This is a genomic window from Sphingobacterium sp. UME9 (assembly GCF_014170215.1).
Taxonomy (GTDB): domain Bacteria; phylum Bacteroidota; class Bacteroidia; order Sphingobacteriales; family Sphingobacteriaceae; genus Sphingobacterium; species Sphingobacterium paramultivorum.
The window spans coordinates 1,302,058-1,317,466 of sequence record NZ_LZZP01000013.1 but is presented as its reverse complement, the minus strand read 5'-3'; the positions used below and the strand labels follow the sequence as shown (position 1 = coordinate 1,317,466).

Annotated in this window: 17 protein-coding genes and 1 riboswitch; of the genes, 11 read left to right on the top strand and 6 right to left on the bottom strand. The window is 38.8% G+C overall.

Features of this window, described 5'->3' with window-relative positions:
• Positions 1-233: 233 nt before the first annotated feature.
• The gene (gene rlmH / locus A9970_RS24650; protein WP_182984064.1) at positions 234-707 is read right to left on the bottom strand and encodes a 23S rRNA (pseudouridine(1915)-N(3))-methyltransferase RlmH; all 474 of its coding nucleotides are present in this window, start codon (positions 705-707) and stop codon (positions 234-236) included.
• 476 nt (positions 708-1,183) lie between these two features.
• Between rlmH and A9970_RS24645 the strand changes: the two genes are divergently transcribed.
• Positions 1,184-2,077, top strand: coding sequence for a DUF3078 domain-containing protein (locus tag A9970_RS24645; RefSeq protein WP_153848784.1), 894 nt, complete (start codon positions 1,184-1,186; stop codon positions 2,075-2,077).
• Between the two features lie 128 nt (positions 2,078-2,205).
• Here the strand turns inward: A9970_RS24645 and dnaB are convergent, their stop codons facing one another.
• Entirely contained in the window at positions 2,206-3,819 is a 1,614-nt protein-coding gene (gene dnaB / locus A9970_RS24640) for a replicative DNA helicase (protein WP_182984063.1), read from the bottom strand.
• Between the two features lie 382 nt (positions 3,820-4,201).
• Here dnaB and ubiE point away from each other — a divergent pair, with 382 nt between their 5' ends.
• From ubiE to A9970_RS24610, 6 genes are all read left to right on the top strand, one after another.
• Complete coding sequence (gene ubiE / locus A9970_RS24635; RefSeq protein ID WP_153848785.1) at positions 4,202-4,942, top strand: bifunctional demethylmenaquinone methyltransferase/2-methoxy-6-polyprenyl-1,4-benzoquinol methylase UbiE; 741 nt, start codon at positions 4,202-4,204, stop codon at positions 4,940-4,942.
• Between the two features lie 64 nt (positions 4,943-5,006).
• On the top strand, positions 5,007-5,768 hold the full coding sequence (locus A9970_RS24630) for an SDR family NAD(P)-dependent oxidoreductase (protein WP_153848786.1): 762 nt from the start codon (positions 5,007-5,009) through the stop codon (positions 5,766-5,768).
• 10 nt (positions 5,769-5,778) lie between these two features.
• Positions 5,779-6,228 carry a GatB/YqeY domain-containing protein gene (locus A9970_RS24625; protein ID WP_120332659.1) on the top strand — a complete coding sequence of 150 codons (450 nt, stop codon included), beginning with the start codon at positions 5,779-5,781 and terminating at the stop codon, positions 6,226-6,228.
• An 88-nt stretch (positions 6,229-6,316) separates the two neighbouring features.
• Positions 6,317-6,769: a GNAT family N-acetyltransferase gene (locus A9970_RS24620; RefSeq protein ID WP_182984062.1), complete on the top strand. Its 453-nt coding sequence runs from the start codon at positions 6,317-6,319 to the stop codon at positions 6,767-6,769.
• Between the two features lie 11 nt (positions 6,770-6,780).
• Positions 6,781-7,155, top strand: a complete 375-nt coding sequence (locus A9970_RS24615) for a DUF423 domain-containing protein (protein ID WP_182984061.1) — start codon at positions 6,781-6,783, stop codon at positions 7,153-7,155.
• A 6-nt stretch (positions 7,156-7,161) separates the two neighbouring features.
• Positions 7,162-7,224, top strand: a riboswitch (Fluoride riboswitch).
• 36 nt (positions 7,225-7,260) lie between these two features.
• The gene (locus A9970_RS24610; protein ID WP_182984060.1) at positions 7,261-8,499 is read left to right on the top strand and encodes a voltage-gated chloride channel family protein; all 1,239 of its coding nucleotides are present in this window, start codon (positions 7,261-7,263) and stop codon (positions 8,497-8,499) included.
• A 225-nt stretch (positions 8,500-8,724) separates the two neighbouring features.
• Here the strand turns inward: A9970_RS24610 and mgtE are convergent, their stop codons facing one another.
• From mgtE to A9970_RS24590, 4 genes are all read right to left on the bottom strand, one after another.
• Positions 8,725-10,041, bottom strand: coding sequence for a magnesium transporter (gene mgtE / locus A9970_RS24605; protein ID WP_153848790.1), 1,317 nt, complete (start codon positions 10,039-10,041; stop codon positions 8,725-8,727).
• A gap of 170 nt (positions 10,042-10,211) precedes the next feature.
• Positions 10,212-10,922 carry a dipeptidase PepE gene (pepE, locus tag A9970_RS24600; protein ID WP_153848791.1) on the bottom strand — a complete coding sequence of 237 codons (711 nt, stop codon included), beginning with the start codon at positions 10,920-10,922 and terminating at the stop codon, positions 10,212-10,214.
• A gap of 103 nt (positions 10,923-11,025) precedes the next feature.
• A complete protein-coding gene (locus A9970_RS24595) occupies positions 11,026-11,202 on the bottom strand; it encodes a ribbon-helix-helix domain-containing protein (RefSeq protein WP_153848792.1) in 177 nt (58 codons plus the stop codon).
• A gap of 10 nt (positions 11,203-11,212) precedes the next feature.
• A complete protein-coding gene (locus A9970_RS24590) occupies positions 11,213-12,076 on the bottom strand; it encodes an SPFH domain-containing protein (protein WP_159731014.1) in 864 nt (287 codons plus the stop codon).
• 97 nt (positions 12,077-12,173) lie between these two features.
• On the opposite strand from A9970_RS24590, the gene A9970_RS24585 reads away from it, so the two are divergent.
• The 4 genes from A9970_RS24585 to rimK all read left to right on the top strand — a co-directional run bounded on the left by A9970_RS24585 (position 12,174) and on the right by rimK (position 15,381).
• Complete coding sequence (locus A9970_RS24585) at positions 12,174-12,656, top strand: DNA-deoxyinosine glycosylase (RefSeq protein WP_182984059.1); 483 nt, start codon at positions 12,174-12,176, stop codon at positions 12,654-12,656.
• A gap of 53 nt (positions 12,657-12,709) precedes the next feature.
• Positions 12,710-13,888: an AIR synthase related protein gene (locus tag A9970_RS24580; RefSeq protein ID WP_182984058.1), complete on the top strand. Its 1,179-nt coding sequence runs from the start codon at positions 12,710-12,712 to the stop codon at positions 13,886-13,888.
• 62 nt (positions 13,889-13,950) lie between these two features.
• The gene (locus tag A9970_RS24575) at positions 13,951-14,388 is read left to right on the top strand and encodes a RimK/LysX family protein (RefSeq protein ID WP_153848285.1); all 438 of its coding nucleotides are present in this window, start codon (positions 13,951-13,953) and stop codon (positions 14,386-14,388) included.
• A gap of 57 nt (positions 14,389-14,445) precedes the next feature.
• Entirely contained in the window at positions 14,446-15,381 is a 936-nt protein-coding gene (rimK, locus tag A9970_RS24570; RefSeq protein WP_070565651.1) for a 30S ribosomal protein S6--L-glutamate ligase, read from the top strand.
• The last annotated feature ends 28 nt before the right edge of the window (positions 15,382-15,409 follow it).

Here is a 15,409-nt window from a genome sequence, read left to right as displayed (position 1 = left end):
ATACGGATATTAAGTAAGAGATTTATTTCTTTTACTAGATCCGTATGGAAGGGCATTAAGCTATGCGAAAAAAAATGCCAATGCGATTACGATTATAATACAAGCAATCATAATGTATTTATTCAATTGGCTATTTTTCTCTCCTTCGTCACTTTTATAGTGATAATCTCGTTTGTTGGGCAAATTCATAAGCTTGTTTTTATTCATGATGAAGTTACGGACTTTTTTCCATATTATTCGTGATGATAAGGCTCCCCTTTCATGATAGAAAAAGCACGATAGAGTTGCTCTGTAAAAAACAAACGAATCATTTGATGCGAAAATGTCATCTTGGACAACGAAATTTTTGACTTCGCCCGATCATAAATTTTTTGGTCAAACCCATAGGGACCACCAATAATAAATACCATATGCTGAACACTTTGTACCATCATTTTTTCCAGATAAGCAGAAAACTCCAAGGAGCGAAACTCTTTTCCATGTTCATCCAGCAAAACGACTAAATCTTGAAGCTGTAATTGTTTCAAAATCAGCAGAGCCTCCTTATCTTTCTGCTGCTCAGCAGAAAGATTCTTGACATTTTTGATGTCTGGAATGACCACAATACTGAAATTTACATAAAACTTTAACCGTTTAATATACTTGTCAATACCCTCAATCAGGTACTTGTCATCTGTCTTACCTATACAAAGTAGCGTTATTTTCATCGAAACATTTTGTTAGTTTTTGCTATGAATAGCTCAATAGAAGCCGCCTTTCACGATCCAAAACAATAAATATCCGCTAGCTTCCAGTTGGTGTGAAAAGCTTTCCGCGAACTTTTACCAAAAGCTGATACGCTAATAAATCGGGAATGCTTCCAAAGTGAACAAAGTTCTGATTTTATTTAAAATAAACACAATCAAAAAGACAAAAAAACATTAATCCCATTTATTCGTTTAGTTATAAAATATTTATTTTCTCGTACACGCTCAAAACATCACGTTGAAAATGTATAATAACCTCGTTTTAAGAGCATCGATCAGATCAAATTTGTTGTATATAACGATAGGAACGAAATATATTTCAACAAATCCAATACGCAGCTATAAAACCACTGCGTTAGTTGTCTAATAAGATAGAAAGCTGTACGTGCTCATTTGGATCACAATAATATGGAAATGCAAACAAATTAAGTATACACATGAAAATAATAAAATCAATCATTCTTATTGCTCTTGGCTTATTAGCACATGAAACCTACGCTCAGACAACCGCGGTAGACAGCACGAAAACCTGGATTATCAAAGGAGAAAACACGTTTTTGATCAACCAAAGTTCATTTTCTAATTGGGCTGCTGGTGGGGTGAATTCATTCTCCGGCAACCTAACTCTTAATTACGACTTCAATTACAAGAAAGGCAAATGGTCATGGGACAACAAGGTCCTTGCGGCTTATGGGCTAACCTTTCAAAAAGAGTCGGACTGGCGCAAAAATGATGACCGATTAGTTTTAAATAGCTTGTTGGGACATCAGGCATCTCAATATTGGCTTTATACCTTTTTTCTAAACTTTAACACACAATTTGCCGATGGTTATGACTACACAGCTTCACCCAAAAAAAGGATATCCAGGTTTTTAGCTCCGGCATACCTGAGCTTCGGTCCGGGTTTTGCGTATAAACGATCGGACAACCTCAGATTTAATCTTTCACCTGCGGCTGTGCGGTTTGTATTCGTAAGTGATACGCTCCTTTCCACACGATATGGACTAAATCCGAACAGCAAGTCCCGCACTGAATTCGGCGCGTCATTTGACGCTTATTATAAAGTAAATCTAATGGAGAACATTTCATTTGAAAATATACTAAAACTCTATTCAAACTATTTAGATAAACCTCAAAATGTAGATATTGACTATACGGCCAATCTTTTTATGAAGGTAAACAAGTTTATTACAGTAAACGCAGGTGTACAGATGATCTACGATGACAATACGGCTATTCCGATTATTAAAGATAATGTTGAAGTTGGAAAGAGAAATTCTGCCCTACAAATTAGGCAAATTGTCGGTGCAGGCGTGACATACAAATTTTAAAGGAAAAAAAATGGCATGAACAAGCTCGCATAAGAAACATAAATTACGAAGGCGCCGTAAACGAAAAAACCGAATTTAAATCATTCGGTTTTTTCTATTATTTAGGAATACTTATGTAAAATTAATCTCTAAAATGGCGCATCATCAGGCATGTCGTTCATTCGGGATGGCATAGTAATACCTCCACTGAAGCCCCCAGCACTAAAATCATCAGCAAAGTTTGGCGACGGATTCAATGCCGAAGCAGAAAATGTAGCCGGTGCATCACCGAATCCATCTCCACCACCCATACCCGAAAACTCATCTTCTAAATCCACAAACTTCACAAATTTACCCACAAAGCGAAGTGGGACAATTCCGGTCTCACCATTACGGTGTTTTGCAATAATAACTTCACCGACACCGGCAGTAGGACGTCCCTCTTCATCTTCTGTCAAACCATAATATTCGGGTCTATATAAGAAAAGAACCATATCCGCATCCTGCTCAATAGAACCAGACTCCCGTAAATCAGACAACATAGGACGCTTACTATTTCCTGGCCTTGACTCTACTGCACGACTCAACTGCGACAATGCAAGCACAGGAATATTTAACTCTTTGGCGACAGATTTCAAAGCCCGGGAAATACTACCGATCTCTTGTTCACGGTTCCCCCCACCTTTACCGTCTGCTTTTCCATGCATTAACTGCAAGTAATCGACGATCACCATTTGGATATCGTATTGTGCCTTTAAGCGCCTGCATTTAGCTCTAAATTCGAACACGTTCAACGCCGGCGTATCATCAATAATAATAGGTGCATCAGTTAAACGACCAATTCTCGAATGTAATTGTTGCCATTCATGATCAGCAAGATTTCCTTTTTTCAATTTCTCTTGCTCAATTTCTGTTTCACCAGCGATTAGACGATTGACAAGCTGAACAGATGACATCTCCAGCGAGAATACGGCAACTGCTTTACCGTGTTCCACTGCAGCATTACGTGCAACAGAAAGTACGAATGCCGTCTTTCCCATCGCTGGACGGGCTGCAATAATAACAAGATCGGAAGGCTGCCAACCTGATGTCATACGATCCAATGCCGTTAAGCCAGAAGGCACACCTGTCAGACCGTCTGTACGGTCACGCAGCATCTCAAGATTAGAAATCGCCTCACGCATAATATCGTCCATCTTTCTTGAATCTCTTCGCAAGTTATTCTGCGCAATATCAAACAAGCTTTTCTCGGCATGATCCAACAGATCGAAGATATCTGACGTTTCATCGTATGAGCTATTAATAATTTCAGTAGAAACTTTGATAAGCTCACGTTGGATGTATTTCTGCGAAATAATACGTGCATGGTACTCAATATTAGCTGCCGAAACCACGCGATCTGTCAATTGCGTAATATAATAGGCACCGCCGACCATTTCAAGAGCCCCCATCCGTCTAAGTTCCGAGGTAACGGTTAATATATCAATTGGGGAAGTTTTTTGAAAAAGACCAAAAATTGCTTCAAAGATCTTTTGATGTGATTCCTTATAGAACGATTCCGGTTTTAAAATATCAATAATTTCACTCAGCGCATTCTTTTCAAGCATCAAAGCTCCCAAAACAGCCTCCTCAAGATCTACTGCCTGCGGCGGAAGTTTACCCAAACCACTCACCAAATTATTTAATTTGGTACGACGTTCGCCATAATTACCCCGTTTGTTATTATCCGTGTTATTCGCTTCAAAATTACTTTCGTTCATCATGATATTATATCAGAAATATAGCTTTGCTATCCTTATAAATTTTAGATAGGATAACAAATGTATAAAAAATAAAATTCACCACCATGCGGAGTTACACACAGAGAAATTCAACGATCACACCCGAAACCTCAAAAAGCTTTGAAGGACACAGATTTACACAGTGAGTTTTCAACACTCACTGTTGAAAAGATGTTGAAAATAAAAAATCAACACTTAAAATCAACACATTAAAAAATGTTAATAACTTAAGCTATTGTGAATAAGCAAAATGGTAAAAAGCAAATCAATCCCCTCCACTATCATCAAAACAAACTGACTTTAAGATGAAAACAAATCCCTTTTTTAGCACTAAAAAATATTCATATATTGTATCTTTGTAACTATGACGCACGACTCCTCAACATTAAAACCCTATAAAGATACCAACGATGGGAAGAAGAAACAGGTAGCAGATATGTTTGACAACATCTCTCATTCCTATGATTTTTTGAACCATTTCATGTCTTTGGGTATTGACATTATATGGCGCAAAAAAGCCATCAATGCCTTAAAGTCCATAAAACCGCAACTGATGTTGGATGTAGCGACAGGAACTGGTGATTTTGCATTGGAATCAATTAAAATCTTGAATCCAAAAAAGATTATTGGTGTCGATATCTCCCAAGGAATGCTTGACGTCGCTAAGAAAAAAATTGCGAGTAAGGGCTTAGCGAATCAATTTGAGGTAGCGTTAGGAGACTCAGAGAGGCTTCAATTTGAAGATAATACTTTCGACGCTGTTACCGTAGCATTTGGTGTCCGTAATTTTGAAAACTTGGAGAAAGGCCTATCAGACATATACCGCGTATTAAAGCCTGGTGGGAAAGCTGTTATTTTAGAATTTTCGAATCCGAAGAAATTCCCCATTAAACAGCTTTATAATTTTTATTTCAAGTTTATTACACCAACCATTGGAAAATTCTTTTCAAAAGATTCCAGTGCATATGAATACCTACCAGAATCTGTTGCTCAATTTCCAGATGGACAAAAGTTCGTTGCCATAAACAAAAAAGCAGGTTTTAACGAAACGATCGTTAGACCACAGACATTTGGCATCTGCACCATCTATATTGCTACAAAATAGGGCGACCTAAGATCTGGTTTTGAGTCAAATCGGATTAATTTTTAATATCAACGAGTTACAACATATGACTAAAACAGTTTTTATTACAGGAGCAAGCTCAGGAATCGGTCAGGCCTGCGCTGAAGTTTTAGCCAAAGAAGGCTACAATCTTTTGCTTTGCGCCCGTAGGTTAAATCGTTTAGAAGAATTAAAAGATACACTACTCGCGACCTACCCTACGATTCAGATCCATATTTTTGAGCTTGATGTTCGCGATGCAGAACAAGTTGCGAATCAAATTGAGGGTCTGCCTCCGGCATGGAAGAAAATAAATGTTCTCATCAACAATGCTGGCTTGAGCCAAGGATTGGATCCTATTCAAAATGGTGATATCGGAGATTGGGACAGAATGATTGATACCAATATTAAAGGTTTACTGTATGTGAGTAAATCTGTAATACCACTTATGGACACTGAAAACGGCGCCCATATTGTTAATTTAGGATCTATTGCAGGGAAAGAGGTTTATCCAAATGGAAATGTGTACTGTGCTACCAAACATGCTGTTGATGCTTTAACTAAAGCTATGCGCATTGATTTGCTAACTCAGGGCATTAAAGTAACATCTATCGACCCCGGGATGGTGGAGACGGAGTTTTCGGAAGTTCGTTTCCATGGAGATCGGGAAAGAGCTAAAAATGTCTATAATGGTGTGCAGGCCCTGACAGGAAAAGATATTGCCGAAACGATCCTTTTTGTCATTACCAGACCTGCACATGTCAATATAAACGATCTATTAATAATGCCTACAGCACAAGCGACAGGCACAATTGTCAATCGAAAATAATTTAAATATTATGTCATTAGAAATACAAATAAATCAAGACATTAAGGCCGCAATGATTGCAAAAGACACGGCAAAATTACGTGGCTTACGTGCGATTAAAGCAGCTATTCTCCTAGCAAAAACTGAAAAAGGTCATGCCGAAGACCTTAACCAGGAGGCAGAGATTAAAGTTTTACAAAAACTTGTAAAGCAACGTCGCGAATCTGCTGAAATTTATAAGACTCAAAACCGTGAAGATCTTTATGAAATTGAAGTTGAGGAAGAAAAAGTTATTGAAGCTTATCTGCCAAAACAACTAAGCAAAGAAGAAGTTGAAACGATTGTCAAAGCAATTATCGCCGAAACAGGAGCTTCTTCCATTAAAGATATGGGTAAAGTAATGGGTGCCACAAATCAAAAGCTTGCTGGACAAGCAGATGGAAAAACCATCTCTGAAGTTGTTAAAAGTCTACTCGCATAAAACTCTCAAATCAATAGAGTCAAATTAAATTGGATATGTCTTTACAGCCATATCGATTGTATAATTTGACTCTATTTTTATTTCAATTATGGCTTTTCAGTGGAATCTAAAGAGTTTTGACGAACTCAACACGAAAGAATTATATCGTATTTTAAAGCTTCGAATGGAAGTGTTTGTTTTGGAGCAGGAATGTTTATATCCTGAATTGGACGATAAAGATTTTGCTTGTCTGCATCTTTGGACAGAACAAGCTGATCGTATTATAGCATACACGAGATTAGTTCCTCCGGGCCTTTCCTACCCACAAGCTTCCATTGGTCGGGTTATCGTCGCCGAGGAAGCGCGCGGAACCGGTCTGAGCCAACAATTAATGATTCATTCCATCGAATCTCTCTATAAAGAATTTGGTGAAGGCGAGATACAAATAGGTGCGCAATTTCATTTAAAATCCTTTTATGAAAAATTAGGGTTTAAACAAATCTCTGAGCCCTACCCCGATTACGGAATCCTTCATATCGATATGATTAAATACCCAATTTAGTAAATTTAGGCATGCAAAACGTTGTCATAATCACTGCCGCCCTATTTGGCGGCCTCGCTATTATCCTAGGTGCATTCGGAGCCCATGCATTCAAAAAAATCCTATCAGCTGAAAAGCTGGAATCCTTTGAGGTTGGCGTTCGATATCAAATGTATACTGCTCTCACCCTATTGATTCTAGGATTTAATTTCTCCTTTGAGTTTCAGTCTGAACGAGTCGCATTTTATCTGATCACACTAGGAACTATTTTATTCTCGGTAAGTATATATTTTCTATCGTTTGCGGAATACTGGAAAAAGAATCTAAAGTTTCTTGGGCCAATCACCCCAATCGGCGGATTACTTATGATCGCAGGCTGGGTTGCTATTATCATTCGCTTTTTGTAGATTTGAGATAAATATGGCAATGATGTCTGCCCTGAACCGCCTTAATAAGCTGATGACGTCTACTATTTTAGTATAAAACAACAATTTTATATAAAGTGTAGACTTATGGCTATAACACATTCAAATCAAAGCAATCTTCATTTTTTTCTTAAATGGCTTATCTCCTGTATTGCGATAGGTTTCATCGTAGGATCTATTTGTGCGTTTTTTCTCTTTTCCCTCAATTGGGTAACGCAGTACCGAGAAGCTCATCCTTGGATAATTTATGGACTCCCCCTAGCGGGATTTGCCATTGCATTGTCCTATAAGTATTGGGGCAATCCATCAAGTAAAGGAAATAACCTGCTGATTGAAGAATACCTTCATCCCCAACGCCGCATTCCGCTTATTATGGCGCCTCTTGTCCTATTCGGAACTTTACTTACACATCTGTTTGGAGGTTCGGCAGGCCGTGAAGGAACTGCCGTGCAGATAGGTGGAGCAGTTTCCGATCAGCTCAATCGCTGGTTTGACTTCGATAAAACTGAACGCCGTATCTTAATTTCAATCGGCATCACTGCAGGCTTTGCCGCTGTGTTTGGCACCCCGCTCGCCGGAACGATATTCGGACTGGAAGTCCTACTGATTGGCAAAAAAAGATATTTCGGTATCCTGCCCTGTTTATTTACCGCCTATTTTGCGAACTTCAGCTGTCAATTATGGAATATTCCACACACCCATTATCCAATTCATGATGTTATTCCAATGCTGTCTTTGACCAATATTGGATTTAGCCTTGCCGCAGGCATTCTATTCGGTGTTACAGCATGGCTTTTTACGTTTACCAGCGATTTCTTTAGCCTTCAATTCAAACGAATTAAATATCCTCTGCTTAGACCGGTAATTGGCGGTATTATTTTGGTACTCATCATTACATTATTTCACAGCAGCAGCTATATTGGACTTGGCATACCAATGATTCAGAACGCATTCGTCGATCAGTCGAATTATTATGACTTTATCATCAAATTACTTTTAACGACTTTCACCCTTTCTGCCGGATTTAAAGGCGGAGAAGTCACCCCGCTGTTTTTTATCGGGGCAACCTTAGGGAGTGCATTAAGCACCGTTATTCCGCTTCCCATCAGCCTGCTGGCTGCCATGGGCTTTGTAGCCGTATTTTCAGGCGCTACAAACACTCCGCTCGCCTGTATTGTAATGGGCTATGAATTATTTGGGATTCAACCTATTTTATTTATAGCAATAGCGTGTATAGTCGCTTTTTTATTTTCCGGAAAAAAAGGAATTTATATTGCACAAAAAGGAGGTTTGAAGGAAAAATTCTATCGTAGGCTCAATTTATAGACAAGACAAAGCGCTTTCAGCTTCTCTGTCTATCTCCTTGTATTCCATTATGAACTACTTCAAATAAAAACAAGATAGGGCAAAAAAAACATGCTAAGAAGAAGAGTGCAGACCACAATGAATGGATAGATGACTTTAATAAAGACACTAGAAAAAATTTTTTGATAAAAAAAAGCCTAAATCATAAGTATGCTTTAGGCTTTTTTTAAAATCTTATAATCTGAACTACAGTAGTTTTCCATGCAGAAAGAATGCCGCAACAGTAAAATAAATAATCAATCCTGAAACATCCACCAAGGTAGCTACAAATGGCGCTGATGCCGTCGCCGGATCTAATCCAAACCGACGTAGAATAAATGGAATAAACGACCCTGATAACGTTCCCCATAGTACAATAAACAATAAGGAAACAGCAACCGTAAAACCAATTGAAATCCAATAAGGACCATAGTCATACAGACCAAGAAAATGCCAAGCCAATATCCGTAGGAATCCGATCGACCCCAATATTCCACCTAAGATTAAACCAGAAGAAACTTCACGCTTCATCACGTACCACCAATCTTTCAGCTTTAACTCACCGAGAGCCATGGCACGAATAATTAAGGATGCTGCTTGAGACCCAGAATTACCCCCACTGGATATAATTAAAGGAACAAATAAAGCAAGAACAACTGCCTTTTCCAATTCCCCTTCAAAAAATCCCATTGCTGAGGCTGTAAGCATTTCGCTAAAAAACAAGATAATCAGCCAGCCGGCTCTTTTTTGGATCAATTGCAATAAAGGAGTTTTCGTATAGGCCAGATCTAATTCTTCCATCCCCCCAAATCGCTGTATATCTTCGGTATCGCGATCTTCAATTCGATCCAACACGTCATCAAACGTCACAATGCCGACCAATACACCCGCTTCTGTAATGATTGGCAAGGCGCTTCGGTCATATTTTTGAAAAATCTCGAATGCTTCTTCCATAGGTGTTGAAGCTTTAATCGCTGCAAAATTATAGTCGATCAAATCAGAAATTTTTGTCGAAGAATCCGATAGAAGTAACTGACCAATTTTCAAGTCATCGATCAATACGTTTTTCTCATCAACTACATAAATAAAATTGAGCGTTTCAGCTTTCCTTCCAAAAACTTTAATATGCCGAAAGACATCATCAACAGTATAATAAGGGCGAACTTGCACATACATTGGTGTCATAAGCCGGGCTATACTGTTCTCTTTATAACCAATCAACTCCAAAGCCATTTGCTTCTCGCGCTCATTCAAAAGATTGATCAGATATTTGATCAGATCATCCGGCAATTCCGACAACAATTCATTACGCGTATCCGGCTTCAAATTATTCAGCAATTCGGACAACTCATGTTCCGTCATTGATTTGATCAACGTATATTGGACATCCATTTCAAAAAAAGAAAAGATCTCCAATCTATCCTCCAAAGGATAGTCCATAAACTCTTGATGTTGCTCCCCTTTACTTAAACGCGATATTTCTTCCGCGATATCGGCCGGGTGTAATGCTGAATTTTGTTCCATTGGAAGAAAATTTTAATGGATTTAGCGCAAAAGTAGCTTATTTTGTATTATTTTCAACAATCTGAAAAACTATTTTTTCCAATGGGAATTGCTGCTAGTCTTTCATAAAATCGTCACTACTACATTGAAGAGTACATTTGACTTGATATACCCATGAACTTTACAATATCTTAAAAATTAATTAATCCAGGCGCTAGCTCCTCGGGCTCGAAACCAGCTTTAAATAGCCGGGCTGTTAAATTACCTTTCAGTTCTATGTTTCCTTCATTTACATGCAACCAGCTCCCTTCACGTAAGCCTATGACTGGCTGAGGATTAAGTTGATGAAATTCCTGGATTCGCGTTTCCCTTGTCTCTCCTTTATGTGTAGAATTTGGATCTGGATCCAAATAATGTGGATTGATATTAAAAGGTAAGAAACCAAGTGCATCAAAGCTAGGCGGATAAACAATAGGCATATCATTTGTCGTTCCAATCGTCAGTCCTGTCAAATTGGAACCTGCAGATGTACCAACATATGGAATACCCTTTGCTATTTGCACACGCAATTGCTGTACCAAATCCAGCTCATATAGCGTTTTTAACAGTAGAAATGTATTTCCCCCACCAATAAAAATAGCCCTGGCATCCTGAATAGCTTTCTTCTTATTATGAAACTCATGCAGCCCCCTAACCGTCACGCCCTCATCTTTCAGGGCATCTTGTACCTTACCGGTATAAGCATCAAAAGAAATTCCTGAAGGTCTCGCAAAAGGGATAAATAATAATTCATCTGACTGAATAAATTCGACAAAATCGTGCTTAATATAAGCTAAAAACTCACTACCATGGATCGTGCTTGTACTTACGACCAATAACTTGTACGCTGGATTAATCTTCATCTTCTATCGTTAAAACATTAAATAAAAAGTACCTTTGGCTTTGTCAATTGCAAGGCCAAAGGTACAGTTTTCATTCCTTACTATAGGCATTCCTTACTATAGGCTATTTCTTATCAGCAGTCTTTTTTTCTGCACCCAATCTTTTGTTTTCTTGCAGTGCCTTATGTAAAAGATATTCTATCTGCCCATTAACACTCCTAAACTCGTCTGCAGCCCATTTTTCCAATGCTTTGTACATTTGGTCGTCTAAGCGTAGCATAAAGTTTTTCTTATCCGCCATTTCATTTCGTTTATTGGTACAACGTACCTGTATTTACAATTGGTGTCGCTGCTTTCTCTCCACAGAGTACCACCATTAAATTGCTGACCATTGCTGCTTTTTTTTCATTATCCAGCTCTACAATATCTTTTTCAGACAGCTTTTTTAGTGCCATTTCAACCATACCTACAGCTCCATCTACAATCTTTGAACGCGCGGCAACAATTGCAGCGGCTTGCTGCCTTTGAAGCATCGCCCCGGCGATTTCGGATGCATAGGCCAAATGACTTATTCTTGCCTCCTTAATAATAACTCCGGCAGGCGCTAAACGATCCGCCAATTCTTGTTCAAGAATATGATTTACGGTATCTCCGCCCTCACGCAAAGTGATCTCCGCTCCTTCATCCTCCAAGTTATCATAAGGAAAGCTCCCGGCCAAATGTCTTACCGCCGCTTCACTTTGCGTGCGTACATAAGATGTATAGTTACTCACATCATAAGCAGCTTTGTACGTATCACCTACTTGCCATACGATAACCGCTCCAATCTCGATTGGATTTCCCATCTTGTCATTTACTTTCAGTGTCTGTCCCTGTAAGTTATCCGAACGAAGACTTACTTTAATCGTTGAATACAACGGATTGACAAAAAACAAACCGTTTTCCTTAACCGTACCTACATATTTTCCGAAGAAATTCAGCACACGTGAATGATTTGGATTAATAATCATCAATCCCTTTAAAATAAAAAAAGTAGCAATCATCAATATCACACCCAGTACAACATACAGGGAACTTGCTTCGACATTCGCGAAGGAGAATATAGCTGCCACAAAGGAGACAACAGCTATCAATAAGGCTAAATAGCCAGACATTGGTTTAATTAGTTTTTCCATAATTTGTTAATATATATTTGATATCATTTTAATATCATAAATATACTATAATAATTTTCATATTTCAAATGAAAATTTAAAATTACTATTTTTGACTATGCGCAAAAGATCCTTTCTACCCTTAGTCAATTCTACGACAGAAATACTCATCCTTGGCTCGTTGCCTGGAGATAAATCTCTGGCAGAAAATAAATATTATGCACATCCACAAAATCGCTTTTGGAAAGTAATAACCCATTTGTTCAATGGGCCGGAACAAACAAATTACACGGAGAAGATAGATCTATTACTCAAAAACAACATTGGCCTTTGGGATGTGTGCGCAGAAGCCTCTCGCCCCGGCAGCATGGACCTAGCCATACAAAATGAGCGCCCAAATCAGATTGTTGAGCTTCTGGAAACCCACCCCACAATCACACAAATTATTTTCAACGGACAAAAAGCGCACAGTTTATATTTAAAGCATTTCAACAAAAGAGAAGACATTATGTACAGATGCTTACCCAGCACTAGTCCAGCCAATGCGAAAAGTAATCTCGAAAATCTAATTCAACATTGGCGCATAATAATAAGTGATTAAATTACACGAATTAGATTCGTTAATTCAGTCCTATTGCTTATTTTTGCCCTAAGATGTCAGATTTAAAATACAATCAACGAGGCGTATCCGCAGGGAAAGAGGATGTGCACAATGCGATAAAAAATATAGATAAGGGTCTGTTTCCCAAAGCATTTTGCAAAATAATTCCAGATATTTTGGGTGGAGACCCAGACTGGTGTAATATTATGCATGCGGATGGTGCTGGCACCAAATCTTCATTGGCGTATGTCTATTGGAAAGAAACTGGTGATATTTCAGTTTGGAAAGGTATCGCACAAGACGCAATTATCATGAATATTGATGACTTGCTTTGTGTAGGCGCCATCGATAACATTCTTTTATCGTCCACGATTGGCAGAAATAAAAATCTCATTCCTGGGGAGGTGATTGCTGAAATCATCAATGGCACAGAAGAGATTCTGGCGGAACTTCGAGGTTTGGGAATTGGCATCTATTCTACTGGTGGCGAAACTGCCGACGTTGGCGACCTTGTTCGTACCATCATTGTTGATAGTACAGTAACCTGTCGGATGAAACGTGAAGATGTTATTTCAAATCATCGCATCAAAGGCGGTAACGTCATTGTTGGCTTAGCATCGAATGGAAAAGCAACGTATGAACAGTCGTACAATGGCGGAATGGGTTCCAATGGACTAACTTCTGCACGTCACGATGTATTTAACAAAAAAGTAGCTGAAAAATATCCTGAAGCGTATGATCCGGCTGTTCCTTACGAACTAGTTTTCGCAGGAAGCCAAGATCTTAAAAATGAAATCGAAGTTGAAACCGGAGAAAAAATAACTGCGGGTAAGCTTGTTCTTTCAGCGACGCGTACTTATGCGCCTGTTATCAAACAAATACTAGATAAGTATCGTTCTCAAATTGACGGGATGGTGCATTGCTCTGGTGGAGCGCAAACAAAGGTCTTACACTTCGTGGATAATGTGCATGTCATCAAAGATAATCTTTTCCCGATCCCACCTCTTTTTGAATTAATACAGAAAGAATCCAATACAGACTGGAAAGAAATGTACAAAGTATTCAATATGGGACATCGTATGGAATTATATGTACCTGAATCGATTGCATCGGATATCATTGCTATTTCAGAATCATTCGGCATTCCGGCTCAAATCATAGGTCGCGTAGAAGAATCTACGTCTAAAAAAGTAACTATAACCTCTCCTTACGGAGAATTTATCTACGAATAAAAGATTTTATCCCTGTCCGCTGCTTAAACGTTGGACAGGGCTATTTTTTCAATTTGGTATAAATGAAAGAAAAACTTCTTGTAGGCTGGAAAGAGACCCTTGATTTACCTGAATTGGGAATATATGGTATAGAAGCAAAAGTCGATACCGGCGCTGCTTCATCGGTACTACACTGCAACTCGTACAAGGTAGTTAAGGAAGATGGTCAGGACTGGATTATCTGCGAACTTATCACAAATTTTGAGACAAAAGAAACAAAAACATTAAAGTTAAAACTCTATCGAACAAAACTGGTAAAAAGTTCTTTTGGTCAAGAAGAAAAGCGTTACTATATCCGCACTACAGCAACATTATATAACCAGGTATTTAGCATTAAGATCTCTTTTAGAAACCGATCTCAGATGACCTACCCCATGCTTTTGGGTAAAAATTTTTTATACAAAAGATTTTTGGTCGATGTTTCCAAAGAAAATCTCTCGACGAAGACCCTGGTAAAATAAAACAAATAGCCAAGCAATTTTGTTATCTTAGCACAAAATATATTCAATATACAAACCGTGAAAATTGCCGTATTATCGACAGTAAAGAGTTTATACTCGACTCGTCGTCTCGTAGAAGCCGCACAACAAAGAGGACACGAATGTGTTGTCATTGATCACAGCAAGTGTTATGTCGGTATTCAGCAAGGTAAACCCAGTATCCATTACAAAGGACAGGATCTGAGTGATATTGATGCTATTATTCCCCGGATAGGAGCATCGGTAACATTCTATGGATCAGCTATTGTTAGACAATTTGAGGTGATGGATGTCATTTCCGCGAATCCCAGTCAAGCCATTACGCGATCTCGGGACAAATTAAGGTGTCTACAAATCTTATCCGGTGCAGGTATCGGACTCCCGATTACGGGATTTGCACGTACGGCCTCTGACGTAGACGATCTCATCAGTATGGTAGGTGGAGCTCCTTTAGTCATTAAACTACTCGAGGGAACGCAAGGTATCGGTGTTGTACTTGCCGAAACCAAAAAAGCGGCCTCTTCTGTTATAGAAGCGTTCTACGGACTGGGCAATAACATCCTGATCCAAGAGTTCATCAAAGAGTCTAAAGGCTCTGATATTCGCGCATTCGTAGTTGACGGCAAAGTTGTTGGAGCGATGAAACGCACGGCGAAAGAGGGTGAGTTTAGATCAAATATCCATCGGGGTGGCACCGCTCAGATTATCCGGTTAAGTAAAGCCGAAAGAGAAACAGCAATTGCGGCGGCTGCACAGCTAGGACTTACGGTTTGTGGTGTAGATATGATTCCTTCTGACAGAGGCCCTTTGGTACTGGAAGTAAACTCATCTCCAGGTTTGGAAGGCATCGAGAAAGCGACAAAAAAAGATATTGCCTCAGAAATTATACAATATATTGAGCGACAATATGAAGCAAAACAGGCTCAAATGCCTAAAGTTGTCAAGAAAAAGAAAAAAAGAGAAAGTAAATTATAATATCCTCCCCTAAGAAATAAGAAGGCTA

Coding starts and splice junctions, on each gene's coding strand:
- A9970_RS24590 (WP_159731014.1), bottom strand. CDS start 12,076: ATGGAAAAACTAATTAAACCAATGTCTGGCTATTTAGCCTTATTGATA.
- pepE (WP_153848791.1), bottom strand. CDS start 10,922: ATGAAGATTAATCCAGCGTACAAGTTATTGGTCGTAAGTACAAGCACG.
- A9970_RS24580 (WP_182984058.1), top strand. CDS start 12,710: ATGTCAGATTTAAAATACAATCAACGAGGCGTATCCGCAGGGAAAGAG.
- A9970_RS24625 (WP_120332659.1), top strand. CDS start 5,779: ATGTCATTAGAAATACAAATAAATCAAGACATTAAGGCCGCAATGATT.
- A9970_RS24615 (WP_182984061.1), top strand. CDS start 6,781: ATGCAAAACGTTGTCATAATCACTGCCGCCCTATTTGGCGGCCTCGCT.
- A9970_RS24575 (WP_153848285.1), top strand. CDS start 13,951: ATGAAAGAAAAACTTCTTGTAGGCTGGAAAGAGACCCTTGATTTACCT.
- A9970_RS24585 (WP_182984059.1), top strand. CDS start 12,174: ATGCGCAAAAGATCCTTTCTACCCTTAGTCAATTCTACGACAGAAATA.
- mgtE (WP_153848790.1), bottom strand. CDS start 10,041: ATGGAACAAAATTCAGCATTACACCCGGCCGATATCGCGGAAGAAATA.
- A9970_RS24610 (WP_182984060.1), top strand. CDS start 7,261: ATGGCTATAACACATTCAAATCAAAGCAATCTTCATTTTTTTCTTAAA.
- A9970_RS24620 (WP_182984062.1), top strand. CDS start 6,317: ATGGCTTTTCAGTGGAATCTAAAGAGTTTTGACGAACTCAACACGAAA.
- A9970_RS24645 (WP_153848784.1), top strand. CDS start 1,184: ATGAAAATAATAAAATCAATCATTCTTATTGCTCTTGGCTTATTAGCA.
- ubiE (WP_153848785.1), top strand. CDS start 4,202: ATGACGCACGACTCCTCAACATTAAAACCCTATAAAGATACCAACGAT.
- A9970_RS24630 (WP_153848786.1), top strand. CDS start 5,007: ATGACTAAAACAGTTTTTATTACAGGAGCAAGCTCAGGAATCGGTCAG.
- A9970_RS24595 (WP_153848792.1), bottom strand. CDS start 11,202: ATGGCGGATAAGAAAAACTTTATGCTACGCTTAGACGACCAAATGTAC.
- dnaB (WP_182984063.1), bottom strand. CDS start 3,819: ATGATGAACGAAAGTAATTTTGAAGCGAATAACACGGATAATAACAAA.
- rlmH (WP_182984064.1), bottom strand. CDS start 707: ATGAAAATAACGCTACTTTGTATAGGTAAGACAGATGACAAGTACCTG.